The organism is Noviherbaspirillum sedimenti (assembly GCF_003590835.1).
Taxonomy (GTDB): Bacteria; Pseudomonadota; Gammaproteobacteria; order Burkholderiales; family Burkholderiaceae_D; genus Paucimonas; species Paucimonas sedimenti.
In genome coordinates, this window is sequence record NZ_QYUQ01000002.1 from 1,412,022 (window position 1) to 1,433,797 (window position 21,776).

At 54.4% G+C, this 21,776-nt stretch carries 18 protein-coding genes and 2 pseudogenes; 4 read left to right on the plus strand and 16 right to left on the minus strand.

All coding sequences use genetic code 11. The annotated features are described in order from the left end of the window. Nucleotides 1-138: 138 nt before the first annotated feature. From D3878_RS06575 to D3878_RS06605, 6 genes and pseudogenes are all read right to left on the minus strand, one after another. Nucleotides 139-1,146 (minus strand): annotated as a pseudogene (locus D3878_RS06575) (SDR family oxidoreductase); the annotation flags it as partial. 40 nt (nucleotides 1,147-1,186) lie between these two features. After that, nucleotides 1,187-2,464: a Vi polysaccharide biosynthesis UDP-N-acetylglucosamine C-6 dehydrogenase TviB gene (gene tviB, locus D3878_RS06580; protein WP_233556251.1), complete on the minus strand. Its 1,278-nt coding sequence runs from the start codon at nucleotides 2,462-2,464 to the stop codon at nucleotides 1,187-1,189. A gap of 533 nt (nucleotides 2,465-2,997) precedes the next feature. Next, nucleotides 2,998-4,212: an MraY family glycosyltransferase gene (locus D3878_RS06585; RefSeq protein ID WP_119784741.1), complete on the minus strand. Its 1,215-nt coding sequence runs from the start codon at nucleotides 4,210-4,212 to the stop codon at nucleotides 2,998-3,000. Nucleotides 4,213-4,771: 559 nt separating this feature from the next. Then, nucleotides 4,772-7,027, minus strand: a complete 2,256-nt coding sequence (locus D3878_RS06590) for a polysaccharide biosynthesis tyrosine autokinase (protein WP_119784742.1) — start codon at nucleotides 7,025-7,027, stop codon at nucleotides 4,772-4,774. A 355-nt stretch (nucleotides 7,028-7,382) separates the two neighbouring features. Beyond that, nucleotides 7,383-8,402, minus strand: a complete 1,020-nt coding sequence (locus D3878_RS06595; protein ID WP_119784743.1) for a LysR family transcriptional regulator — start codon at nucleotides 8,400-8,402, stop codon at nucleotides 7,383-7,385. A 656-nt stretch (nucleotides 8,403-9,058) separates the two neighbouring features. Further along, nucleotides 9,059-9,655, minus strand: a complete 597-nt coding sequence (locus D3878_RS06605) for a DJ-1/PfpI family protein (RefSeq protein WP_119784744.1) — start codon at nucleotides 9,653-9,655, stop codon at nucleotides 9,059-9,061. A gap of 94 nt (nucleotides 9,656-9,749) precedes the next feature. Between D3878_RS06605 and D3878_RS06610 the strand changes: the two genes are divergently transcribed. After that, nucleotides 9,750-11,084 carry an aminotransferase-like domain-containing protein gene (locus D3878_RS06610; RefSeq protein ID WP_119784745.1) on the plus strand — a complete coding sequence of 445 codons (1,335 nt, stop codon included), beginning with the start codon at nucleotides 9,750-9,752 and terminating at the stop codon, nucleotides 11,082-11,084. Between the two features lie 68 nt (nucleotides 11,085-11,152). On the opposite strand, the gene D3878_RS06615 is transcribed toward D3878_RS06610, so the two are convergent. From D3878_RS06615 to D3878_RS06640, 6 genes are all read right to left on the minus strand, one after another. Continuing rightward, nucleotides 11,153-12,274, minus strand: coding sequence for an MBL fold metallo-hydrolase (locus D3878_RS06615; RefSeq protein ID WP_119784746.1), 1,122 nt, complete (start codon nucleotides 12,272-12,274; stop codon nucleotides 11,153-11,155). Between the two features lie 27 nt (nucleotides 12,275-12,301). After that, nucleotides 12,302-12,790 carry a cyclophilin-like fold protein gene (locus D3878_RS06620; RefSeq protein WP_233556252.1) on the minus strand — a complete coding sequence of 163 codons (489 nt, stop codon included), beginning with the start codon at nucleotides 12,788-12,790 and terminating at the stop codon, nucleotides 12,302-12,304. Between the two features lie 9 nt (nucleotides 12,791-12,799). After that, on the minus strand, nucleotides 12,800-13,627 hold the full coding sequence (locus D3878_RS06625; RefSeq protein WP_233556253.1) for a carboxymuconolactone decarboxylase family protein: 828 nt from the start codon (nucleotides 13,625-13,627) through the stop codon (nucleotides 12,800-12,802). Then, nucleotides 13,608-14,081, minus strand: a complete 474-nt coding sequence (locus tag D3878_RS06630; protein ID WP_476638916.1) for a (R)-mandelonitrile lyase — start codon at nucleotides 14,079-14,081, stop codon at nucleotides 13,608-13,610. The genes D3878_RS06625 and D3878_RS06630 overlap by 20 nt, the downstream gene beginning before the upstream one ends. Nucleotides 14,082-14,202: 121 nt before the next feature. Then, nucleotides 14,203-15,231 (minus strand): alpha/beta hydrolase, encoded by a 1,029-nt coding sequence (locus D3878_RS06635; RefSeq protein WP_119784748.1) that lies wholly within the window; start codon nucleotides 15,229-15,231, stop codon nucleotides 14,203-14,205. Between the two features lie 72 nt (nucleotides 15,232-15,303). Next, a complete protein-coding gene (locus D3878_RS06640) occupies nucleotides 15,304-16,434 on the minus strand; it encodes an MFS transporter (protein ID WP_199688252.1) in 1,131 nt (376 codons plus the stop codon). A 298-nt stretch (nucleotides 16,435-16,732) separates the two neighbouring features. Here D3878_RS06640 and D3878_RS06645 point away from each other — a divergent pair, with 298 nt between their 5' ends. Both D3878_RS06645 and D3878_RS24270 read left to right on the plus strand, forming a co-directional pair. Beyond that, nucleotides 16,733-17,635: a LysR family transcriptional regulator gene (locus tag D3878_RS06645; RefSeq protein WP_119784750.1), complete on the plus strand. Its 903-nt coding sequence runs from the start codon at nucleotides 16,733-16,735 to the stop codon at nucleotides 17,633-17,635. A 25-nt stretch (nucleotides 17,636-17,660) separates the two neighbouring features. Beyond that, a pseudogene (locus tag D3878_RS24270) lies at nucleotides 17,661-17,751 on the plus strand (IS6 family transposase); the annotation flags it as partial. 42 nt (nucleotides 17,752-17,793) lie between these two features. On the opposite strand, the gene D3878_RS06655 reads toward D3878_RS24270, so the two are convergent. The 3 genes from D3878_RS06655 to D3878_RS06665 all read right to left on the minus strand — a co-directional run bounded on the left by D3878_RS06655 (nucleotide 17,794) and on the right by D3878_RS06665 (nucleotide 20,119). Then, complete coding sequence (locus D3878_RS06655) at nucleotides 17,794-18,474, minus strand: isochorismatase family protein (protein ID WP_119784751.1); 681 nt, start codon at nucleotides 18,472-18,474, stop codon at nucleotides 17,794-17,796. 68 nt (nucleotides 18,475-18,542) lie between these two features. Next, a complete protein-coding gene (gene ycaC, locus D3878_RS06660) occupies nucleotides 18,543-19,169 on the minus strand; it encodes an isochorismate family cysteine hydrolase YcaC (protein ID WP_119784752.1) in 627 nt (208 codons plus the stop codon). Nucleotides 19,170-19,252: 83 nt separating this feature from the next. Next, the gene (locus D3878_RS06665; RefSeq protein ID WP_119784753.1) at nucleotides 19,253-20,119 is read right to left on the minus strand and encodes a pirin family protein; all 867 of its coding nucleotides are present in this window, start codon (nucleotides 20,117-20,119) and stop codon (nucleotides 19,253-19,255) included. A 121-nt stretch (nucleotides 20,120-20,240) separates the two neighbouring features. Between D3878_RS06665 and D3878_RS06670 the strand changes: the two genes are divergently transcribed. After that, entirely contained in the window at nucleotides 20,241-21,146 is a 906-nt protein-coding gene (locus tag D3878_RS06670; protein ID WP_119784754.1) for a LysR family transcriptional regulator, read from the plus strand. Nucleotides 21,147-21,196: 50 nt separating this feature from the next. Here D3878_RS06670 and D3878_RS06675 read toward each other — a convergent pair whose 3' ends face one another. Beyond that, the gene (locus D3878_RS06675) at nucleotides 21,197-21,772 is read right to left on the minus strand and encodes a nucleotidyltransferase family protein (protein WP_119784755.1); all 576 of its coding nucleotides are present in this window, start codon (nucleotides 21,770-21,772) and stop codon (nucleotides 21,197-21,199) included. Nucleotides 21,773-21,776: the final 4 nt, after the last annotated feature.

The window sequence follows — 21,776 nt, forward strand, 5'->3', positions numbered from 1 at the left end:
TTGAATCCGTTGCATATACATAGATGCACTCATAACAATTGCAGTCTCCGTCATGAATCAGATACGGGCGGAGACTGAACTTTCACACCGACGATAAATGCGGTCTTCCCAGGCATATCCTCTCCCGCTATGCGCCACGTACCATGGCATGGCTGCCTCAAGTCCGGCATAGATATGGTATTCAGGGGCATATCCCAGTTTCTTTACTGCCTTGCTTACATCGGCTTGCGAGTGCAGGACGTCGCCCCGGCGGAAGACGGCATACACAGGTTCTTTCGTGACCGTGATGCCATTCGCCGCCAGGATACGCGTCAAATATCCATGCAGTTGATTGAGTGTCGTAATATCGCCGACGGCCACGTTGTAAACTTCATTCAGGCAGTCTTCAGGCGCCACGGCAGCAAGCAGGTTGGCCTGCACCGCGTTCTCCACGTAACAAAAATCACGACTGGTGCCGCCGTCACCGTTGATAGTGACTTGTTGGTCCATGATCATCGCAGCAATCCATTTTGGAATGACTGCGGCATATGCGCCATCCGGATCTTGTCGTTTTCCAAACACGTTGAAGTAACGCAATCCGATGGCCTTAAAGTTGTAACAGCGCGCAAACACCTGCGCGTACAACTCGTTGACGTATTTTGTGACGGCATACGGGGACAACGGCCTTCCGATACAGTCCTCCACCTTGGGCAATCCCGGGTGATCGCCATAAGTAGAACTCGATGCAGCGTAGACGAAAGACTTTACTCCGGCATCTCTCGATGCAATGAGCATGTTCAGGAAGCCATTAATATTGGTATCGTTCGTCGCCACCGGATTTTCGAGCGATCTCGGAACGGAACCCAATGCCGCCTGATGCAAAACATAATCAACGCCATCGACTGCCTCTTTGCAGGCGGCGCTGTCGCGGATATCGCCGTTGAAAAATTGGAAACGACCCCACTGCTTCGCGCCCACCCGCTGCTGCACTTCATCAAGGTTGCGCTGATAACCAGTCGCAAAATTATCCAGACCAATGACGTCCTGATCGAGCATCAACAGGGTCTCAAGCAAGTTTGACCCGATGAATCCGGCGCATCCCGTAACGAGCCACTTCCTTGGGTGATCGCGCAAATCGCACCGCACTTTTTCGAAATTGTTCACTATTCGAATCCTTTCCTGTCTGCATGTACTGGCGGCGTTTTAGCTATAGCCGGATGTCGGCGTCGGCTTTCGGAAGCACGTACTTCAAGTCAAACAGCACATGGTCTTTTTTCCCGAAACGGCGCAGGCCAACTGCCCCCATCTCCTTGAACTCACGATGTCCGACCGCGAGAACGATGGCGTCGTAATGATCGTGTTTCAGAATGTCTACCGGGGTAATTCCATATTCATGTTGAGCTGCTTCAGCATTCACCCAAGGGTCATACACATCGACGTTGACGTTGTATTTTTTTAGCGCGTTAATACTGTCCATCACTTTGGTATTGCGCAAATCAGGACAGTTTTCCTTGAATGCCAGCCCCATTACCAGGACATTTGCATTTTCAATCTGGATGCAGCGCTTGAGCATTTTTTTGATAAGCTGGCCGACAACATAGCCACCCATATTGTCGTTAATGCGGCGCCCTGCCAGGATGACTTGTGGGTGATAGCCAAGCTCTTCGGCTTTATGGGTCAGGTAATATGGATCGACGCCGATACAGTGACCTCCGACCAAACCAGGAACAAACGGCAGAAAATTCCATTTTGTTCCGGCGGCCTTCAAGACATCTTCCGTATCGATATCCATTTTTTTAAATAAAATGGCCAGTTCATTCATGAGAGCAACATTCAGGTCGCGTTGCGTGTTCTCGATCACCTTGGCCGCTTCCGCAACTTTGATAGACGGTGCCTTGTGCGTTCCGGCCTTAATGATGCTGCCATAGAGCGCATCGACAGTGTCTGCCGTCGCGCTGGTCGAGCCAGAGGTCACCTTGACGATGCTGGTCAGGCGGTGCTGCTTATCACCGGGATTGATGCGCTCAGGACTGTATCCGACAAAAAAATCTTCGTTGAATTTCAGCCCCGATACTGACTCAATCACCGGCACGCAGTACTCTTCAGTCGCGCCCGGATATACGGTCGATTCGTATACGACAATGTCGTTTTTCTTGATCACTTTCCCCAGCGTTTCCGAGGCGCTTTTCAATGGCGTCAGATCGGGACGATGGTGATCGTCTACCGGCGTAGGCACCGTCACAATATAGACAGTGGCTTGCCGCAGTTCTTCAATGTCCGTCGAATAAGTCAGACGTGTTGCCGCTGCCAGTTCTTCCGCATCGGCTTCCATGGTGACGTCGATTCCTTCCCGAAGTTCAGCCACCCTGCGACGATTGATATCGTATCCAAGCGTGGGGTATTTCTTGCCGAACTCCACCGCCAGTGGCAATCCAACATACCCAAGTCCTATGATCGCAATGCGGGTATTGATAGAAATCGTCATATTCATCCTTAGAAAGTCGATGTGAATTTTGTTTCAGAATTCACTGCCATGAATCTTTGCAAGTTCGTTTGCAAGTTCGCCGTCTTCGCACTCATGTTCATTCAGACACGCTTACGCCATTGGGTTGCCGGCGAATGCCGATCACCGCTCCCAAAAATTTATCGCAACAGATTCCTTAAACAGTCTGGAATTCGTGCGCAATTCCCTATTGGATTGCTGCTGTATTTCGCAGCAGATCAACCGAAAAAGCATCTGTCATGAATGACACATCAGCTCTGTTTATGTGCCCCCATCGAAACCGGAAAACGAACCGGCGAGGGTGAAAGTACCGTCCCCCGGGTTGAATATATTTTGATAGTTAGGCCGCAGCGTGATTTGCAAAACGTCAATCGCGCGGCCTGATCGAGACAAAATTCGTCCGACAGAGGTAAATAGACAAATGATGCCTGGCACATTGCAGATTGCAGATTGCAGTCCAGTACCAAGGAACCAGGTTCGATCGAATAAACAAGTACCGCGAGAAGATAGAACAGTCATATCGGTCGGCTACGCGGTTCCGATCGCCAACCAAAAATCACAACCGGATTCAAACAGCGTCCCCAATGTCCGCGGATCAATCTCGCATAAACCGCCATATAAGCCAGCGACTGGATCAATACCAAAGCAACGGCAACTGAAATGGTATTGCCGATGGAAATCGCCAGAAAGGTGGCGATACCCATCCACAGGGATACAAACCATGCCACAGAGGCATTGCGGATCCAGGGATATTCCGTAGTACGTGGAATCTTCTGGCAAGCAAGGCGTCGATAGAACAACGAATGAAGATGAAGTCGATCGGGCGCACCAACGGCAGCTCTCCGCACAATTTTTCGGCGATACATGCTGAATACCACTTCGATTACCGGATAGGCGAAGATTGCCAAGACCTGCCATGTGTTGATTTGCGGATTTCGAACGATCGTCAGCACAGCCACCTCGGCGGCCCAGAACCCGAGAAGATAGGCGCCACCGTCCCCCATAAACAAACGCCCGGTCGGGTAATTCAAAATCAGAAATCCCAGCGTTGTGCCAATTCCAGCAAGCGCAAGCTGCGTGACAAACGCGTCACCAGCCTGCCAGGAAAGAAACCCCATACCGGCCAGAACAACGACAATCGCACCGCCTGCGACACCGTTAAAACCGTCGACGATATTAATTGAATTGGTCACTCCCGCGACCGCAAACGCAGTGATTGCCAGTGAAACCGGAATCAAATGGAGCACGCCGTCAAGGCCCCAGAAATCCAGCCGAGGGAGGTGCGCCCCCAGTAGCCAGGCCGCCAGGATGGCACTGGCAAATGTCGCAATAAGCCGCATTTTTACCGAGACGTTTTTCGTCATGTCTTCGATCAGGCCAGCAAGCAAGGCTGGCGTAGCGGCCAGCAAAAGCTTGAAAATTCCGCTTTCATTTACTTGCGGAACGCCCGATGAATACCCGAAAATACCAAAAACTGATGCCACCAGAATCCCGGTCATCAAGGCAATCCCGCCAGTTCGCGGCACCGGATTTTTATGCACCTTTTGAACACCATGAAAATCATTATCGAAGGAGTAGCGTCCATGCCAGCGCTCGGTGAAAACAATTAATACGCTAACTGTCAGGCTGGCAATCAACGCAACCCAAAACGTCATCAACATGCCAGCATCGGCCAGCCCCACCACCGCATTCTCGAGTGTGCGAGAAATCCATCCGACATTTGAAGTCATTTACAGCTCCATTGTGGCGAGCAAATATTTCTGGTCTTCCTGGAAAAGCAAACACTTGAATGCGCTTGGTCATTGGACGCTTCCGGTCTGAAAAAATGGAAGGCACGTAAAGCGTCCGGCATGCGGAAAGCTTGTTAACTTTCATGCCACTTTAGCGAATAGCCAACAATTAATAAAATATGAAATTTCGATGGCTTGCTGCGGATTCCGCTCTCTCCCATCCGTTTTCATGATCTGTTTCCACTGACGAACTGCGTTCCTGCTTAAAGCATTTACAGGACAGCAGCAGTCTCAGCGCATGGAATAGTCAATCGAAATCGGATTGTTCAAACAGGTGGAATCGTGGAGGTCGCCACGCTGCCGTATCGCGGCCTGGTGCCGCCTGAAGCGCGCTTGACGGCGGCCGCGCCAGCACGCAGGCAGAAATTGTTTCGGCGGGACTGTGAGGCTCGGGGAGAGCTGGGATGATTGAACGACGGCAGATGTTTATTCATGTGATTCTGGCGCCGGGGAGAACGCCAGAACCACATGAACGAAAAAATTCAGCGCTGGCCCACCGCTAGCCTCTGATCAGTCTAAGCCTCTCAGCGTCACTATTCTTATATCCCAGGCTCAGGGTGGCTGCACGGTAGCTGGATGCATATCCATAAGGACTGACGTTGGGCTTCACGTCATTCAGTATGATTCCTGTCACTGCAAGTCCGGCACGATTCAGGCGCTTGACCGCTTCTTCCGCCTCAACCATGCTGCTGACGCCATCGCGTACCACGTTGATAATCGCATCGGCGTGCAACCCGACAATCAGCGCATCAGAGAAAGCAAGCACTGGTGCCGTATCAATCAGAATGCAATCATAGCTGGCCGAAAGTGTCCGCAGCAGCTTTCCAAAATTGGGGTGGGCAAGCAATTCCGCAGGCTTGTCCGGAAAACTTCCCGTGGATATGAAATCCAGATTTTCCACTACACTTTTTTTGATGACTGAATCTATATTCGCCATCATGGCAAGCACATCTGAAAGTCCCTGCGATCGCTCCAGTCCGAAGTATCGGTGCAGGTGGCCTGTTCGCATGTCGGCGTCGATCAACAAGACCTTCTTTCCCACTGCGGCCTGCACTGCCGCAAAATTGGCGGATACAAATGACTTGCCGACGTCTGGCGTCGGTCCAGTCAACATGATGATATTCCGCTCAGAATCACGCATTGAAAATTGCAGTGTGCTGCGCAGGATTCGCAGACTTTCAATGGCACCGTCGGAGGAGGCCTCCTGGGGCAGGATCAGCAATTCCCTGGAATTTCTACGCAACTTCTTGTCGATCAGTTTTTGATTCTCGCTATGCGGAATGACAGCGCTGACCATTAGCCCAAGAGATTGTTCGATTTCGCGCGGATCATGAAGGCGCCCGGCCAAAGCCCTTTTCGCGAATGCCGCGATCACGCCGAACAAGACACCCGCCAAACAAGCGACGGCAATCATCGTCGAGCGCTTCAAATTAACCGCCTGGCGCGGCATTTCGGCACGATCGAGCAAACGGACATTGGCATTCCGGCTTGGCTCCACCATGCCTAACTGTCGGCCCATGCTTAAAAGTCCAGTGTACATTTCGGTGTTGAGCTGCCGGTCTCGGGTAACATCAAGCATTTGCTGCTCAATTGCAGGCAGGGTATTGGTTTTCGCCTTGATAGCGCCCAACTCACGAGTCAATTCCTGAATCTGCCCGTTAACCTGCACGACAGAAGGATGTTCGTCCAAGAATCGGATCTGCAATTCGTCCCGTTTTTGTTTCAGCTCCGCCAGTTTAGCCAGCAAGGCGACTGATCGCTGCGAAAGAGTTCTGGCATCGTCTTTTACATCGAATGTGCCTTTCCTGGCACGAAGCTCGGTAAATCTGGATTCGGACCGCTCCAGATTATTTTTTGCATCCGCTAATTGCTGTTTGAAAAATGCAAGTGCCTTTTCGGTCTCCACGGATTTTTGCACCACGTTCTGACGAATATATTCTGTTCCTATTTCATTCAGAATATTACTGATCAGTGCGGGATCCGACCCTTTCAGCGAAACCCCAATGATATTGGACTGCTTTCCTCTCTCCGATATGTTCAACGCTCTTTGCAGATTCTCGACCGCCTGATATTTCGCAATACGGCTCACTGAAAATTCCGCGCCAGGCTTGGCTGCGATACGGCTGACAAGAATTTCGATGTCACCATATGCCGTGCGCGCCCGGGCAATTGCGTTGACCTTCCCCTCAATCTGTATGCCCAGCTCTTCCTGGGTCAGGCGAAAGCCGTCCTGGCTTTCAACCGTGATCAGGAAAGGCTGTCCGAGAAGTGCATCGGGCAGATTCAACTCGGTGACGGCGAGCTGATCCGCACCCCATACATAGCCGCCATATCCAAAAACTCCCGGTGTCGAACTATTTTTATTGCTCGTTGCTATCCATGCGCCAACAATCGGGAAGTATTTTGGCTCCACAAAGATGTCGAGTTTTGAGGCTTCCACCGCATGCAACAGAACGGAGCGTGAACGCAGAATTTCCACTTCCGTGGCAGTCTGGGTTTTTATATCCAAAGCCGCGGGCAGGTTACCCGGAAGGTCCTTGGCTGGCGTTGAGTTCTCTTTTACCTGAATCAGGATGTTCGCTTCATAAACAGGCTTTATCTGAAGCGCATACAAGGTTCCCAACAGGGCCGTGACCAATGCTATGCCGATAATCAGCCACCGATTTTCCAGAATGGTATTCCAGAAAAAGTGGAAGTTCGAAGGGTAATCACCAGATTCATCGCGAGGATGGGTTCGCATGACAGATTGATTCATGGGGTTCGCTTGAAAATTTATTGGCGTTTCAACGATGAAAAATCCTGTTTTTTTGTAGGGCTGTCACCGATCTGTAAATTCCGGCTTTGTTCAATACGACATGACAAGCCACTTGAAAATGTGCAACTCACTCCAGTCTACTCAACACTTCACTAAATATTAAATATAAAAATTCGATTGATCCATTTTCGAAAGCCTGCGATCAATCGTCATTTTCAATCGACTGGTCAATATTTTCAGAACTGAAGAATGCAAAGAAAATGAATGACCCTATGCGTCTGAAAACTAAAGGAGAAATGTTATAAATCAACGCTCCCCTGATCAGAAAGCCAGAACTGGCTCATTGAAACGACATTCAGGAAGTTTTCGGATCGACCGGAAATGGGCCGTTCTCTGCCAGCTTGCAAAGTACATCCGCAAATCTCTTGGCACCGGACTTCGGTCCCACCGAGCTTCCAAAGATTATGTGTAAATGAGATTTGTAACTGGCGCCATTATTCAGAGGCAGAATGGAAATCTTGTTTTCATCCAGCCATCGTTGCACGCGATACTTCGGCAACCAGGCATAACCAAGGCCGTGTCGCAAAGCATCGATCGCTGTGTCAACGCCATTCACATTCCAGAGCCGCGAGTAGCCTGGCAAGAGATGGTTGGCATTGGCGGAAACGCGATCACCAGATCCGGAAATAACGATCTGCACTTGCTTTTCGAGATCATCAAGGGTGATCTGCCGTTTCAAGCAGAATAATGGATGCTCAGGATGGGCGACTGCAATATGTTCGATTTCGATCAACTCGCTTCCCTCGAACCCGATCGGTACTTGCGTAGTAATCGCGAGATCGGCGGTACGTTCATGCAGCGCTATATTTGCCTGGTATAGGGTCATCTCCTCAACACTTAGCCGGATGTTCAGCGAGTGCGGGAAGAGCTTGCGAAGAGCAAGCATGAGCAGCTGCGGGGGGAAACTGGGATCCACTGCCAAGCGAATTTCCGGCCCCCATCCGTGCCGCAAATTCTCGGCAAGCACCTCAAGCTCCATGGCATTTCGCACCAGATCGCGAGAGCGGTCCAGCAGTATTTTCCCCTCTTCCGTTATCTGGGCCTTGCGGCCTTCAATTTTCAGAAGAGAGACACCCAATTGTTCTTGCAGCTTTGCCAAAGTATAACTAATCGCCGATTGGCTGATGTGAAGATGACTCGCTGCGCCGGTAAAGCCGTCAAAATCAACGACAGCCTGAAACATTTTCCATTGCTTCAGGCTGATGCGGGAACTCCGGGCATTGAACGGATGGAACTCCCGTCCCATCTGCATTCCACGAAGCGTCAGTGATTCACCCAAATTTACAGAGCCATTCATTGATTCGCTGAATTTCATCTTCTTGTTCCATCAAAAATGGATGACTGGAGAAATTACATTCCCCGCTCCAGCCCGAGTCTGGCCAGACCACCATCCATTATTTTGTTTGATCATGCCCATACTTGAACATCTACATGCTCTGGTATTGAGTAGTTAATCCTCTTTTCGCTCCTAGATTGTATGGCTCAACTGGAATGGACTTTTAATCACCATCAGTGCGCAAGCAGATTTCGTTGGACGACTTACGGCAGTGAAATATTTTCAGCGTGGGGACAAGCTATCAAAGTTTGTTTAATGCAAGCAAAGTGCCACGCTGAGAGAGAGACTGATCAGAAGGAAGGAAGGAAGGAAGGAAGGAAGGAAGGAAGGAAGGAAGGAAGGAAGGAAGGAAGGAAGGAAGGAAGGAAGGAAGGAAGAGACAAGCTGTCGCGCACAAGGGATGGACAATGCACGATCAATGCCGCCATCAACCCCCCAATGCGCCTCGGGAACTTATATACGTTTTGTGTAACTCAATCATTAAAAATCATGCCTTATTGATTCAATCATCGAATCAATCACAGCGCATTTTCACGTGACTCGATGCCTGGCTGCATTTTTTGATGGTCGAAGCACAGGTCGGATGTTGCTCTTCGATTTTTTCAACGGAATAGGCCAAAAGCGGACGCAGCCCATTACAGATACGGTGTGACATGTCGCATCGCACGCGCTACGTAGTCCTCTTTTTCCCCTACTGGTGCGACGTAGTGAAGTGCGGCCCTCGCTGCCTCAGTGCCCTCCAGACGGGCGATCATCCAGGCGGCAAGGTACTGTGATGCAAGGCACCCACCCGCGGTTGCGATGTTACCCTCGGCAACGAAAGCCTGGTTCAGTACGGCAACGTCGGCTTCCAGGACCCAGGGTTTCGTCGTCAGGTCTGTACACGCCGGGACACCCTCAAGCAGCCCAAGCTTGGCAAGCACGAGCGTGCCGGAGCATTGCGCTCCCAACAGTTGCCTTGATGGATCAAGCTGTAACTGCGCCATCAGCGCCCTGTCCGCGACGACTTCCCGCGTCAACAGGCCGCTGCCTACGATGACTGCATCGGCAGCACTTGCCTCGCGAAGGGATGCCTGCGCTTCGAGGACCACCCCGTTCATCGATCGGACGTGTCTCGTGGGACTGGCGATCGAAACGCGCCATCCTGGCTTCTTGACGCGATTCAGGATACCCAATGCGATGAGCGAATCAAGTTCGTTGAAGCCTTCGAAGGTGAGTATGGCGATGTGCATGGTGTCGTTTTACCTTTGCGAATGGAATTGCGATTAAACCATCGTATGCGAAGGATGCAGTACAATCAAATTATTGTATTGGATACATTCCAGCATGCCCCACGCCCGCTACAAATTTTTGGTCGACGCACTTGCAGCCGATATTCGCTCAGGGCGCCTGCTGCCAGGCACGCGCTTGCCGACCCACCGCCAGCTCTCTGCTAAGGAGGGAATCGCCCTGGTTACTGCGACACGGGTCTATGCCGAGCTCGAAGCCATGGGCTTGGTCAGTGGAGAGACTGGCCGCGGCACCTTTGTTAGAGAAACTTCGCTGCCTCACGGCTTGGGCATCGATCAACATGCGGCAGCGGCGGGCATGGTGGATCTCAATTTCAACTATCCGTCGCTACCAGATCAAGCAGATTTGTTACGTGGCGCCTTGCGTCAGCTGGCCGCCTCCGGTGACCTGGAGGCCATGCTGCGCTATCAGCCTCACAGTGGGCGCCAGCATGAGCGGGATAGTGTTGCTCGTCACCTCGCATGTCGCGGGCTGGCGGTTGGTGGCGATCAAGTGTCGATTGTGAGTGGAGCGCAGCATGGGCTGGCAGCGACTGTCATGGCGCTGCTGCGGCCCGGTGACGTGGTAGCGACCGACGCACTGACCTATCCTGGGTTCAAGGTGCTGGCTGAAGCCTATCGTCTGGAATTGGCACCGATTCCAACAACTGGCCGGGGTCCCGACCTGGGCGCGCTGGATCGGTTATGCATGAGCCGGCGGGTGCGTGCCGTGTACGCGATGCCGACGATGCACAACCCGTTGGGATGGGTGATGAGTGCACACTGGCGGCGGCAGATGGTATCGATCGCCCGTCGACATGAGCTGCTCATCATCGAGGACGCGGCCTACGCCTTCCTCGCGAAGGATCCACCCGCCCCACTGGCAGCGTTGGCACCAGAGACGACCGTGTACGTCTCAGGGCTTTCCAAGAGCGTGGCCACCGGTCTGCGCGTCGGATTCGTTGCTGCACCCGCTCGATGGGTTCCCGCGATCGAGCGAGCGATCAGGGCCACCACCTGGAACACGCCCGGCGTGATGACCGCGATTGCCTGCGGGTGGCTCGACGATGGCACTGTCGTCCGACTGGAGGCAGAGAAGCGTCGGGATGCAATGGTCCGTCAATCAATAGCCGGTGAGGTCCTCGCCGGATTGCGATGCGTTCGCCATCCGGCGTCCTATTTTCTCTGGCTACCTATGCCAGAAGAGGTTCGAGCCGACCAGGTTGCGATGGCGCTCACGCGCGAGCGCATCTCGGTGTCCACCGCCGAACCATTCGCGACGTCCGCCCACGTGCCGCATGCAATCCGTCTGGCGCTCGGGTCGGTAGAGTTGGACGCGCTTCGGGAAGCGTTGGAAAAGGTCAAGCGAGTGATCGGCGACTATGCGTTTTGAAGCAATCCGAGTGTCATACGCCCAGCACTTTACATTTAACAGACAAGTCGCGTGATAGGCACTGATGATCAATCTATGCCTTCCCACCATTTGGAAAACTGCTGAGTATGACCGTCAAGGTAGAGCGGTTCACCTATCTTGGGTGTAAGCAACTTAGGCCGCTTTCCCTCACTTGCGGCGCTAATGCGCTTGAATGGTTCGTCCCAGGAGTGCTTTGCAAGGGTGAATCGTCCAACATGGGCTGGAAGTAGTGTCTTGGCTTGAAGCTCATCAGCTGCACGCGCGGCTTCCTCAGGATTCATGTGAATATTGGCCCAGCGCCGGTCGTACTGCCCAGTGTCCAGCACTGCCAGGTCAAAGCCTTTATATCTCTGACCAATCTCGCGAAAATGCGGACCATATCCGCTATCGCCACTGAAAAAGATACGACGCGTTGACGTTTCAAGCGCATATCCTGCCCACAACGTTCTGTTGCGAGTCAGCAGACGTCCGGAATAATGGCGTGCAGGCAGCACATGAATAGTGAATCCTTCTTCGAGATTCACCGTTGCAAACCAATCCGCCTCGTGGATTTTCTCTTTCGAATAGCCCCATTGCTCCAAATATGCCCCCACGCCAAGCCCTGCGACAACGTGCCGAACCTTGGGCTCCAGCGCTTTCACACTTGGGTAATCCAGATGATCCCAGTGGTCGTGGGTGATCAGCAGGTAATCGATGGCAGGCATATCTTCAGCCGTATAAATACTGGTGCCCTCAAATGCCTTGTTGGCAAAAGTAACTGGGGCTGCACTGGTACTAAACACCGGGTCAATCAAGAGCCGCTTGCCGCCGAGTTGAACGAAGTACGAAGAATGTCCCATCCACACGACCGTATCCTTGGCTGGATCGAGCGCTTTCAGATCCGTTTTTATGGAAGGAAGCGGAACGCCTGGTTTCGGTCGGACGCTCTTGGTGAAAAGATTGCTGACCAGGGCGTCGAGAAAACTACTACCGTCGGTAAACATAGGGGTAGGCACCTGGTTCCGGAATTCGCCGTCAGCATAATTGGGCGACTTTTGGATGATGTCCAAACGCTCTCCCTCAGGAAGCCGCCCGAATTTGGGATGCTGGATATACGCGCATGCGCCCACCGATAGCAATCCCAGCAATGCAAGCAGAACCCACACCATTCTGATTAACTGTTTCTTCATGTTTGTTTTGATTAGCGGTTGCAAAAGTTAATCGCCGATCGATTCGATCCTGACCTTTACCGACCCAGTCACCTTGAGCGCTTCCAGACCGGAGTCGATCGTCCCCAGTTTGATCAGACCATTCGAGTAGCCAAAGTCTTTGTAGAAAATCGCCAGGTTTCCCCACGGGGCGTAATAGGCAATATCGCCGACCGAGGGATCGATGCCTGCCGGCGCCCCGTCTTTGAATAACTTCCTCGGCAGATAGGAAATTTTTTCGGTTGCTGCGTAGTCATCCAAGGTCAGCGTCAATGGCAGCAAGGAATGAAAATCCCTGGCTGTCGGATTGTCGGCCAAGGTGGCGATCACTGTTTTTCCATTGACGGTAAGCCGGATCTTTAAGGTATTCATATTCTGCTGAGCGATGGCCGTTGCCGGCCTCGCACGAGTATTTGGCTGCGGACTGGCACCTTCGCCATACGTGACCGGGCTAATGGCCATCGCTATGGCAAAGGCGGTAATCAGTATTTTTCTCATCAAGTTTTCTCAACGAGGACGTTTCTCAAACACCTCTTTGGCGACCGGAAGTGTCGAAAATGTGTTTGGCCAGCCGACATAAAACGCCAGATGCGTGATCACCTCTGACGCCTGTGCCTGCGTGACGCCGTTATCCATTGCCCGGTTGAGGTGATAAGGAATCTGCGCAACCTGGCCTGACGCAATGAGAGCGCTGACCGTCACCAGACTGCGGTCGCGCGGCGCAAGGTCCGGGCGCAGCCATAGATCGCGAAACAGAACGTCAGTTGTATATTGGACGACACCCGGCGCCACGTTGCCGAACTGTTTTTCCACCGTTGCCGCCCGTTGGGCTTCCGTTGTCTCGTCAAGCGGAAGGAGCTTGGGCATCGCGGCAGGCAGTTGTTCAGGCTTGATCTTGTGTTTGCCAAAGATATCCTTGGCGACGGCGACCGCCGACATGGCGTTTCCCCAGCCCGAGTAAAACGCCAGGTGCGTGATAACTTCTGATAGTTCACCCGGCTTGACGCCGTTATCCAGCGCGAGATTGAAGTAATACGGCATTTCAGCTGTCTGATGGCGGGCGATCAACGCAGCGACTGTGATGATGCTGCGGTCTCGCGGCGATAAATCAGGGCGTTTCCATACCTCACCCAACAGGCGAACTTGCGTATAGTGTTCCAGCGCGGGTGATACGGTCCTGGCGTCATCCAGCTTTGTCGTCGGCTTTGTTCCTGGAGCGGACCTTGTCTGCGACTCTTGTGCAAACGCGGCGGAAATCAGCGAAAGTGCCGCCGTCGCGGCGACCAGCATTGCCATGCGCATTTCAATTCTCCTGTCATTTGCGGTATTGCTCATCGGTGACTTTTTCCATCCATTCCACGTTCTTGCCGTTGACCGTTCCAGTCAAGGCAATATGGGTCATCGCCGTGTTGGGCGATGCACCGTGCCAGTGCTTCACGCCCGGCGGGCACCAGACGACATCGCCCTCGTGAATCTCGGTAACCGGCCCACCCCATTCCTGCGTCCAGCCTGTGCCAGCCGTGACGATCAGATGCTGGCCGGTTGGATGCGTATGCCATGCGGATCTCGCACCTTGCTCAAAGGTGACATATGCACCAGTCACGGGCGTTGAAGGATTTGCAGGAAAAAGAGGCGACACACGGACGTTGCCGGTAAAGTATTCAGCCGGGCCTTTACCGGAAGGCTGGGCGCCGGCACGAAAAACGGTTTGCGATTTCTTGCCTTGCTCGGCGCTGCGAGCGCTGGCACCCGATGAAGCGGCGTCGTTAGCATGGGATGTGTTACACATCAGCAGAAAAAGTGAGGCAGCCGTCAAAGCAAGTCGATTCATGAGGGTTCCTTTTGATTAGGGCGGATTCAGGCTGTTTTCATTGCGGTCATGTCATTACAAAGTGATCACGCACCGTCACCTACTTCAGATTATTGCGGAAGAACGAAGTCAATTTTTCAAAGGGAATGAGATTGACACGATCGTAAAGATCGACGTGACCGGCACCAGGAATAATGAGCAGTTCCTTTGGCTGTCCTGCCAGCTTGTACGCTTCTTCACTGAACTCTCTGGAATGGGCGTTATCACCCGTGATGAATAGCATCGGGCGTGGGGAAATCGTTTCGATGTCCGCGAACGGGTAAAAATTCATGAACTTGACGTTGCTGGTCAGCGTAGGGTGGGTCGTCAACTTCGGCGACGAGCCCTTGGGAGTAAATTCGCCTCTGGGAGTGCGGTAGAAGTCATAAAACTCACGCTGAATGGGATGAGTATCTTCCTTCAGTTCATGCACCGTCCCGCTGGTGTACTTGGTTTCACCACCGGTGAACTCCACGTAACGTTGCTCTGCTGCCTCTGCAATGATTTTCTTGCGTTGCTCAATGGTCAGTGAGTGATTCAGCGCGTTACGGTTGGCAGCACCCATGTCATACATACTGACCGTCGCAATGGCTTTCATGCGCGGGTCAATCTTTGCAGCACTGATCACAAAGCTGCCGCTGCCGCAAATCCCGATGGCGCCGATCCGCTCCCTGTCGACGAATGGTCGGGTGCCCAGGAAATCCACCGCAGCACTGAAATCTTCAGCATAGATATCCGGCGAAACTGCGTTGCGAGGCTGGCCCTCGCTCTCACCCCAGAACGACAAATCCAGGGACAAGGTAACGAATCCTTGCTCAGCCATTTTTGCAGCATATAGATTCGCGCTTTGTTCTTTTACGGCACCCATGGGATGGCCGACGATGATTGCGGGATTTTTTGTATTCCGGTTTATGTTCTTGGGAATGAAAAGATTCCCTGCGACCTTCATCTTGTGTTGATTTTTGAACGTAACCGTCTGCATAGCTACCTTATCGCTTTTGAAAAAATTATCTGCGCCATTGGACATGTCTGCAGCCATTACAGAGAATGAACTGACTAGCATCACTAGCAACATAATGAGCTTTTTCATGGGGACTTCCTTCACTCAATAGTTAAAAAATAAATGGCTGGCCATCTTTTCTGATCCAGATTTTTTTAGTATTCAGACCTTCTGAGCACGCTCCGCACGCGACGCCAGGAAGGCCAGGAACGCCGAGATCAGTAGTAAAACGGCGCTCACCAGAAACGTGCTCTGGTACCCGCTCATATCGAATAGCAAACCGCCGACGGTGGAACCCAGTCCGATCGCCAGCTGAACCGCTGCCACCATCAGCCCGCCACCGGCTTCGGTGTTCTCCGGCATCGTTCTTGCCACCCAGGTCCACCAGCCCACGGGCGCCGCTGTGGCGACCAGTCCCCAGATGCCCAGCAGCGCCACGACGGCGGCCACCCAACTGCCGAAAGCAATCAGCGTCACGGCAGCCATGGCCATCAAGAGCGGGATGGCGATCAAGGTCCCGTAAAAACTTCTCTTCAGAAACGCGCCGATCAGGATGGTGCCGATGAAACCGGCCACGCCCAGTGTCAAAAGAATGAACGACAGCGTGGACACTTCAACGCGGGTCACCGTTTCGAGGAACGGGCGCAGATAGGTGAACAGGGTGAACTGCCCCATGAAAAAGATACTGACAGCGGCCATGCCCAATGCGACCAGGGGATTCTTCAGAAGCCTGAAGACATTGCCAGAACCTGCCGGACGTTCTTCGGCCTTCATGGCGGGCAGGCTGACCCATTGCCAGACAAACGCGAGCAGTGCCACCGGAGCAAGGCAAAAGAAGGCGCCGCGCCAGCCGATGATCGCGCCGAGATAGCTGCCCAGGGGAGCGGCGACCACCATTGCCAGCGCATTGCCACCATTGAAGATGGCCAGTGCCCGCGGCACCTGAGGGGCAGGCACCAGCCGTATGGCCGCAGCCGCCGACATGGACCAGAATCCGCCGATCGCCACCCCGATCAGCACCCGGCCAGCCATATACGTCGCATAGTTCGGCGCCAGCGCAATGATCGGCCCCGAGAGAAACATCAGTCCCGTCATCCACAGCAACAGCGTCTTGCGGCTCATCCTGCCGGCAAGCGCCGGAATGGAAAGACTCGTCAGCACCGCAAAAACGCCGGACACGGAAATGGCCTGCCCGGCCAGCCCTTCACTGATGTTGAGATCAGCGGCAACCGGGGTCAGCAAACTGACGGGCATGAATTCAGAAGCCACCAGCACGAACGCGCAGAGCGTCATTGCAAACACGCCACTCCAGTAGGCGGGATTCTGTACAACTTCGTGCGGAGCCGGAATATCGTCCGCTTTAATCGGCGCGTTCCGGATGCTTTCCGTGACTTGCGGTCGAAAATCTATCGAGGCGTCACAAGCTTGAAGGGTCATGGGTCGATTGAGTATGTGAAATGCAGTTAAATAAAAGGCAAAGCGAATGCCTTTTTGAATGACGACAAGTTTAACCATCGCCCCGAGGGTTGACTAGATAATGAATCCTTAATTACTCTATTAGCCTGGCTAATAAATCTCTTGGAATGAAAGCATGCTGAAACGCAACTTGAACGACCTGTTGGCCTTCGTCACCGTGGCGCGTAAAGGCACCTTTACCCGTGCCGCCGCCACGCTGGGCGTGACGCAATCGGCTCTGAGCCAGGCGATCCGAGGGTTGGAGGAGCGCCTGCAAATCCGGCTGTTGACGCGCACCACGCGCAGCATCGCCCTGACCCCGGCAGGCGAGCGTCTGATGCAGACCATCGGCCACCGCTTTGAGGAGATCGAAGCGGAACTCGATGCCTTGACTGAATTGCGCGACAAGCCCGCAGGCACCGTGCGCATTACTTGCGGCGACAATGTTTTGCGCACGACCTTGCTACCAAAACTCACGCCGCTGCTGCGTGACTATCCTGACATAAAATTCGAATTTGATATGAACTACGGCTTCCGCGACATCGTAGCCGACCGCTTTGACGCGGGCGTTCGCCTAGGCAACACCATCGACAAGGACATGATTGCCGTACCCATCGGCCCGCCGTTACGCATGGCCGTCGTGGCGTCACCCACTTACTTTGCAGGCCATCCCACTCCAAAAACACCAGAGGACTTGATGGAGCACAACTGCATCAACCAGCGCATGCCCACGTCCGGCGGCTTGTACGTCTGGGACTTTGAGCGCCGTGGTCGCAAAGTGAATGTTCGCGTGGATGGCTCTCTGATCTTTAACACCGTTCCGCCGCAGGTTGACGCCGCACTGGCCGGACTTGGCATTATCCTATTGCCCGAAGACGAATTGATGGAACATATTGAAGCAGGCCACCTCGTGCGGGTGTTGGAAGACTGGTGCCCGAAATTTGCGGGCTACCATCTGTACTATCCCAGCAGACGCCAGCCGTCACCGGCATTTTCGCTGGTGGTGCAGGCCCTACGCTACAGGGCATTGTCACGTTAAGGTCTGAAGTTGGTAGAGTTGAGCGCTGAAGATACCTAAGCCGCTTTACCCCCGCCATCGTTTTCCGGATTCCGTCATCAGTTGCGCGGTCCGCTGGTATTTCCGCTTTCAGTTCGGCGAGCACACAGCTCGCCGCTGTTGGTACGAGGCACCAACGATCACTTGCGCAGGGAGTCCAGCACCTCGTTGTTCTTCACCACATCCTGGGCCTTCGAGTAGCTCTCGATCAGCAACTGGTAGGCCGGGAAGATTTTGGTGTAAATTTCTGCCCACTGCATGGCGTCGTCGCGGTTCCAGGTCTTTTGCAGTTCCGAGGCCACGGCGGCCGTATCCATCGGCACGACACCGGCCTGCACGACGCGGGCCAGCGTGATTTCCTGGGCCATCTTGCTGTAGGTGCCGGAGGCGTCGACCACGGCGAACACCTTGTAGCCCTCAGCGACAGCACTGATGGAGGGAAAGGCCATGCAGACGCTGGTGATGGTTCCGGCAATGATGAGGGTCTTGCGACCGGTGGCTTTCACGGCAGCGACGAAGTCCGGATTGTCCCAGGCATTGATTTCGCCCTTGCGCGCCACGTACTGGGCGTGCGGCGCGTTCTCGTGGATTTCCGGAATCAGCGGGCCATTGGGGCCTTGCGGCACGGACGCCGTGGTGATGACGGGCAGCTTGGACAGCGTCGCCATCTTGGCGAGCGCGGCCGCGCGGGCGCGCAGCTCCGGCATCGGCATGTCGCCGATGGTCTGGAACAGCCCGCTTTGATGGTCGATCAGCAGCATGACCGAATCGTTGGGGTCGATGACGGGGCGCTGGCCGTTGAAGTTGGCTGGAATAGTCATGTGAAAACTCCTTTGATTTAGAAATCATAGCGCGATGCCCGCGATTGATCCAGGCATCGAGCCATTGCTTACTTTTTGGCTGTCAAGGCGTTGTAGCTGGTGATCAGATTGCGGTAGTCCGGGATGTGGTTGGAGAACAGCGCCGCCAGACCTTCAACATCATTTCGCCAATCGCGGTGCAACTCGCAGGCCACTCCGAACCACGTCATCAGCTGCGCCCCCGCTTGCGACATGCGATCCCACGCCGAATGGCGCGTCACTTCGTTGAAGGTGCCCGATGCATCGGTGACGACGAACACGTCATAGCCCTCTTCCAGAGCCGACAGTGCGGGGAATGCAACGCACACCTCAGTCACGACGCCGGCGATAAGGAGTTGCTTCTTTCCGGTAGCTTTGACGGCTTTGGCGAAGTCTTCGTTATCCCAAGCGTTGATGTTGCCGGGGCGGGCGATGTAGGGCGCATCGGGAAACTGTTCTTTCAACTCGGGGACCAGCGGACCGTTCGGCCCAGTCTCGAAACTGGTAGTGAGAATGGTCGGCAGCTTGAAGTACTTAGCCAGATCGCCGAGTGCCAGCACGTTGTTTTTGAACTTGTCCGGATCAATGTCGCGAACTAGGGACAACAGACCCGCTTGGTGATCGACCAGAAGAACAGCGGCATTGTCTTTGTCGAGACGAACGTAAGGCTTACTCATGGTTTTCTCCTTCATGGTTGGGTGGCGCAAGACACCGGAATGCTTGGGAGCCCGAACGGGCCAGCCAAGTAAAAAAGTGAAAGTCAGCCAGGCATCGGCCCAAACCGGCCGCTGTTGAAGTCGGAGATCGCTTGCACAATCTCCTGCTGGCTGTTCATCACGAACGGCCCATGGCCCACGATGGGTTCGTCGATGGGTTCGCCGCTGAGCAGCAGGACGATGGCATCGCTGTTGGCCTCAATTGAAAGGCTCTGACCGGCGCGGTCCAGCACGACCATCTGTGCTTCACGTGCAATCGCGTTGCCATTGACCTGCACCGTGCCGTGCAGCACCACCAGTGCTGTCGTCCAGCCTTCGGGCAGCGCCAGAGTGCTGTAACTACCCTGGGTGAGCCGCATGTCCCAGACATTCATCGGCGTGAAGGTGTGGGCTGGACCGGCATGTCCGTCGAATTCGCCGGCGATGACGCGCACGTTACCCGCGCCATTGGGCAGAGTCACAGCCGGAATGTCCTCGTCGCCGATGGCCTGATAACCCGGCGCGGTCATCTTGTCCTTGGCCGGCAGGTTGACCCAGAGCTGAATCATCTTAAGCGCGCCACCCGATTGGCTGAATGCCGGGGAGTGGAACTCTTCATGCAGGATGCCTGCACCGGCTGTCATCCATTGCACGTCACCGGGGCCGATGACGCCGCCCTGGCCGGTCGAGTCGCGGTGCGCCACCTCGCCCTTGTAGACGATGGTCACGGTCTCGAACCCGCGATGCGGATGTTGGCCCACGCCGCGAGGCGTGTCCGTGGGTGCGAAGTCGGTCGGGCCGGCGTAGTCGAGCAGCAGGAAAGGGCTGAGCTGCTGGCCGTGGCTGTTGTACGAGAACAAGGAGCGCACCGGGAAGCCATCGCCGACCCAGTGGGGACGGGGTGCGCTGTAGATACCGAGAATCTTTTTCATGCTGCTCTCCTGAGAAATCGGCTGGTTGTACCGTTAGAGAAAGCATAGTTTTTAGACGACTTGATGTGTAGTCTGCTAAATTGAAGTTAAGAGTCCTATTTATTGAACGATAAGAACAGACATGCAGGATCTAAACGATCTCTACTACTTCGTCCAAGCCGTGGATCACGGCGGCTTCGCGCCAGCCGGCCGAGCTTTGGGCATGCCTAAATCGAAACTCAGCCGCCGTATTGCCATGTTGGAAGAGCGGCTGGGCGTCCGTCTGATCCAGCGTTCGACACGCCACTTCGCCGTGACGGAGATCGGGCGGTCCTACTACGACCACTGCAAGGCGATGTTGGTGGAGGCCGAGGCCGCGCAGGAGGCCATCGACGCCTCGCGGGCCGAGCCGCGCGGCGTGATCCGCATGTCCTGTCCGGTTGCACTGCTGCACGTGCATGTCGGATCGATGCTGGCCGACTTCATGGTCCGCTACCCACAGATTACGCTGCACCTGGAGGCCACCAATCGGCGTGTCGACGTGGTGAGCGAAGCCGTGGATGTGGCGATCCGTGTGCGGCCGCCGCCTTTGCAGGACAGCGATTTGGTGATGCGTGTGTTGGCCGATCGTGGGCAATGCCTGATTGCCAGCCCTGCGCTCATCCAGCAGCGAGGCTTTCCCGTCGCACCTGCCGACTTGAACGGTTGGCCGAGCCTGGGCCTCGAAATGCCGCAACAGCCCCATAGCTGGACGCTGTTCGGGCCGGATGATGCGCAAGCCACCGTGCATCACGCGCCCCGTTTCGTGACGACGGACATGATCGCGTTGCGCAATGCCGCTTTGGCGGGTGTCGGAGTGGCACAGCTCCCGCTACTGATGGTGCGTGACCATCTGGCCGACAGTTCGTTGGTCAGGATCGTCCCGGAGTGGGCGCCGCGTCGGGAGATCATTCATGCGGTATTTCCATCACGGCGTGGCCTCCTGCCGTCGGTGCGCATGCTGATCGACTACCTGGCGCTGCGATTTGGCGAGCTGAATGAGGATTGATCTGTGTTTTTCCGTTTCTGAGACGCCCCCGAATAGCCCCATAGCAGACGCTAAGGTGCACAAATCAAGTCCGTTGGATAATCGACGTCCAAAATTACACCAGCATCATCGACGGGACATAAAATCAAATCCTGCTGATAATTTTTCAGTATGGATTTTCCGCCCTCATCTCCCTTCAATGCTGTCAACTGAGAAAACCATTTTTGGGAGAACCCGACCGGGTGGGCTCGCCGGCCCATATATTCAGTAGTGACAAGACTGGCTCCCGAGCGCAGGCAGTCTGCCAGCTTCTGATAACTGCTGTCGGCAATGAACGGCATGTCAGCCAATGCCACAATCCAGCCAGCAGCCTCGGCCGTAGCGCGTACCCCGCTAGCCAGACTATGCCCCATCCCACCTTCTGCCTCGGGACAAAACACAAGCTCACATCCAACTTCAGTTAGAAGTGTGGCCAATTCATCATGATCCGGCCGCAGCACGGCCACCATGCGATCACACGAAGGCCGAAGATTAATGGCAGTGGTCACAGCCATCGGTGTGCCATCAGGCAGCCGATGCATGAGCTTGTTGCTGCCAAATCGACTACTCGCTCCGGCGGCAAGCAGAACACCGACTATTCCTGGCACGGCC

What these genes read in the sequence shown, in the direction of transcription:
- tviB (WP_233556251.1), bottom strand. Translation starts at nt 2,464, where the DNA reads ATGACGATTTCTATCAATACCCGCATTGCGATCATAGGACTTGGGTAT.
- D3878_RS06585 (WP_119784741.1), bottom strand. Translation starts at nt 4,212, where the DNA reads ATGACTTCAAATGTCGGATGGATTTCTCGCACACTCGAGAATGCGGTG.
- D3878_RS06590 (WP_119784742.1), bottom strand. Translation starts at nt 7,027, where the DNA reads ATGAATCAATCTGTCATGCGAACCCATCCTCGCGATGAATCTGGTGAT.
- D3878_RS06595 (WP_119784743.1), bottom strand. Translation starts at nt 8,402, where the DNA reads ATGAAATTCAGCGAATCAATGAATGGCTCTGTAAATTTGGGTGAATCA.
- D3878_RS06605 (WP_119784744.1), bottom strand. Translation starts at nt 9,655, where the DNA reads ATGCACATCGCCATACTCACCTTCGAAGGCTTCAACGAACTTGATTCG.
- D3878_RS06610 (WP_119784745.1), top strand. Translation starts at nt 9,750, where the DNA reads ATGCCCCACGCCCGCTACAAATTTTTGGTCGACGCACTTGCAGCCGAT.
- D3878_RS06615 (WP_119784746.1), bottom strand. Translation starts at nt 12,274, where the DNA reads ATGAAGAAACAGTTAATCAGAATGGTGTGGGTTCTGCTTGCATTGCTG.
- D3878_RS06620 (WP_233556252.1), bottom strand. Translation starts at nt 12,790, where the DNA reads ATGAGAAAAATACTGATTACCGCCTTTGCCATAGCGATGGCCATTAGC.
- D3878_RS06625 (WP_233556253.1), bottom strand. Translation starts at nt 13,627, where the DNA reads ATGAGCAATACCGCAAATGACAGGAGAATTGAAATGCGCATGGCAATG.
- D3878_RS06630 (WP_476638916.1), bottom strand. Translation starts at nt 14,081, where the DNA reads ATGTGTAACACATCCCATGCTAACGACGCCGCTTCATCGGGTGCCAGC.
- D3878_RS06635 (WP_119784748.1), bottom strand. Translation starts at nt 15,231, where the DNA reads ATGAAAAAGCTCATTATGTTGCTAGTGATGCTAGTCAGTTCATTCTCT.
- D3878_RS06640 (WP_199688252.1), bottom strand. Translation starts at nt 16,434, where the DNA reads ATGACGCTCTGCGCGTTCGTGCTGGTGGCTTCTGAATTCATGCCCGTC.
- D3878_RS06645 (WP_119784750.1), top strand. Translation starts at nt 16,733, where the DNA reads ATGCTGAAACGCAACTTGAACGACCTGTTGGCCTTCGTCACCGTGGCG.
- D3878_RS06655 (WP_119784751.1), bottom strand. Translation starts at nt 18,474, where the DNA reads ATGACTATTCCAGCCAACTTCAACGGCCAGCGCCCCGTCATCGACCCC.
- ycaC (WP_119784752.1), bottom strand. Translation starts at nt 19,169, where the DNA reads ATGAGTAAGCCTTACGTTCGTCTCGACAAAGACAATGCCGCTGTTCTT.
- D3878_RS06665 (WP_119784753.1), bottom strand. Translation starts at nt 20,119, where the DNA reads ATGAAAAAGATTCTCGGTATCTACAGCGCACCCCGTCCCCACTGGGTC.
- D3878_RS06670 (WP_119784754.1), top strand. Translation starts at nt 20,241, where the DNA reads ATGCAGGATCTAAACGATCTCTACTACTTCGTCCAAGCCGTGGATCAC.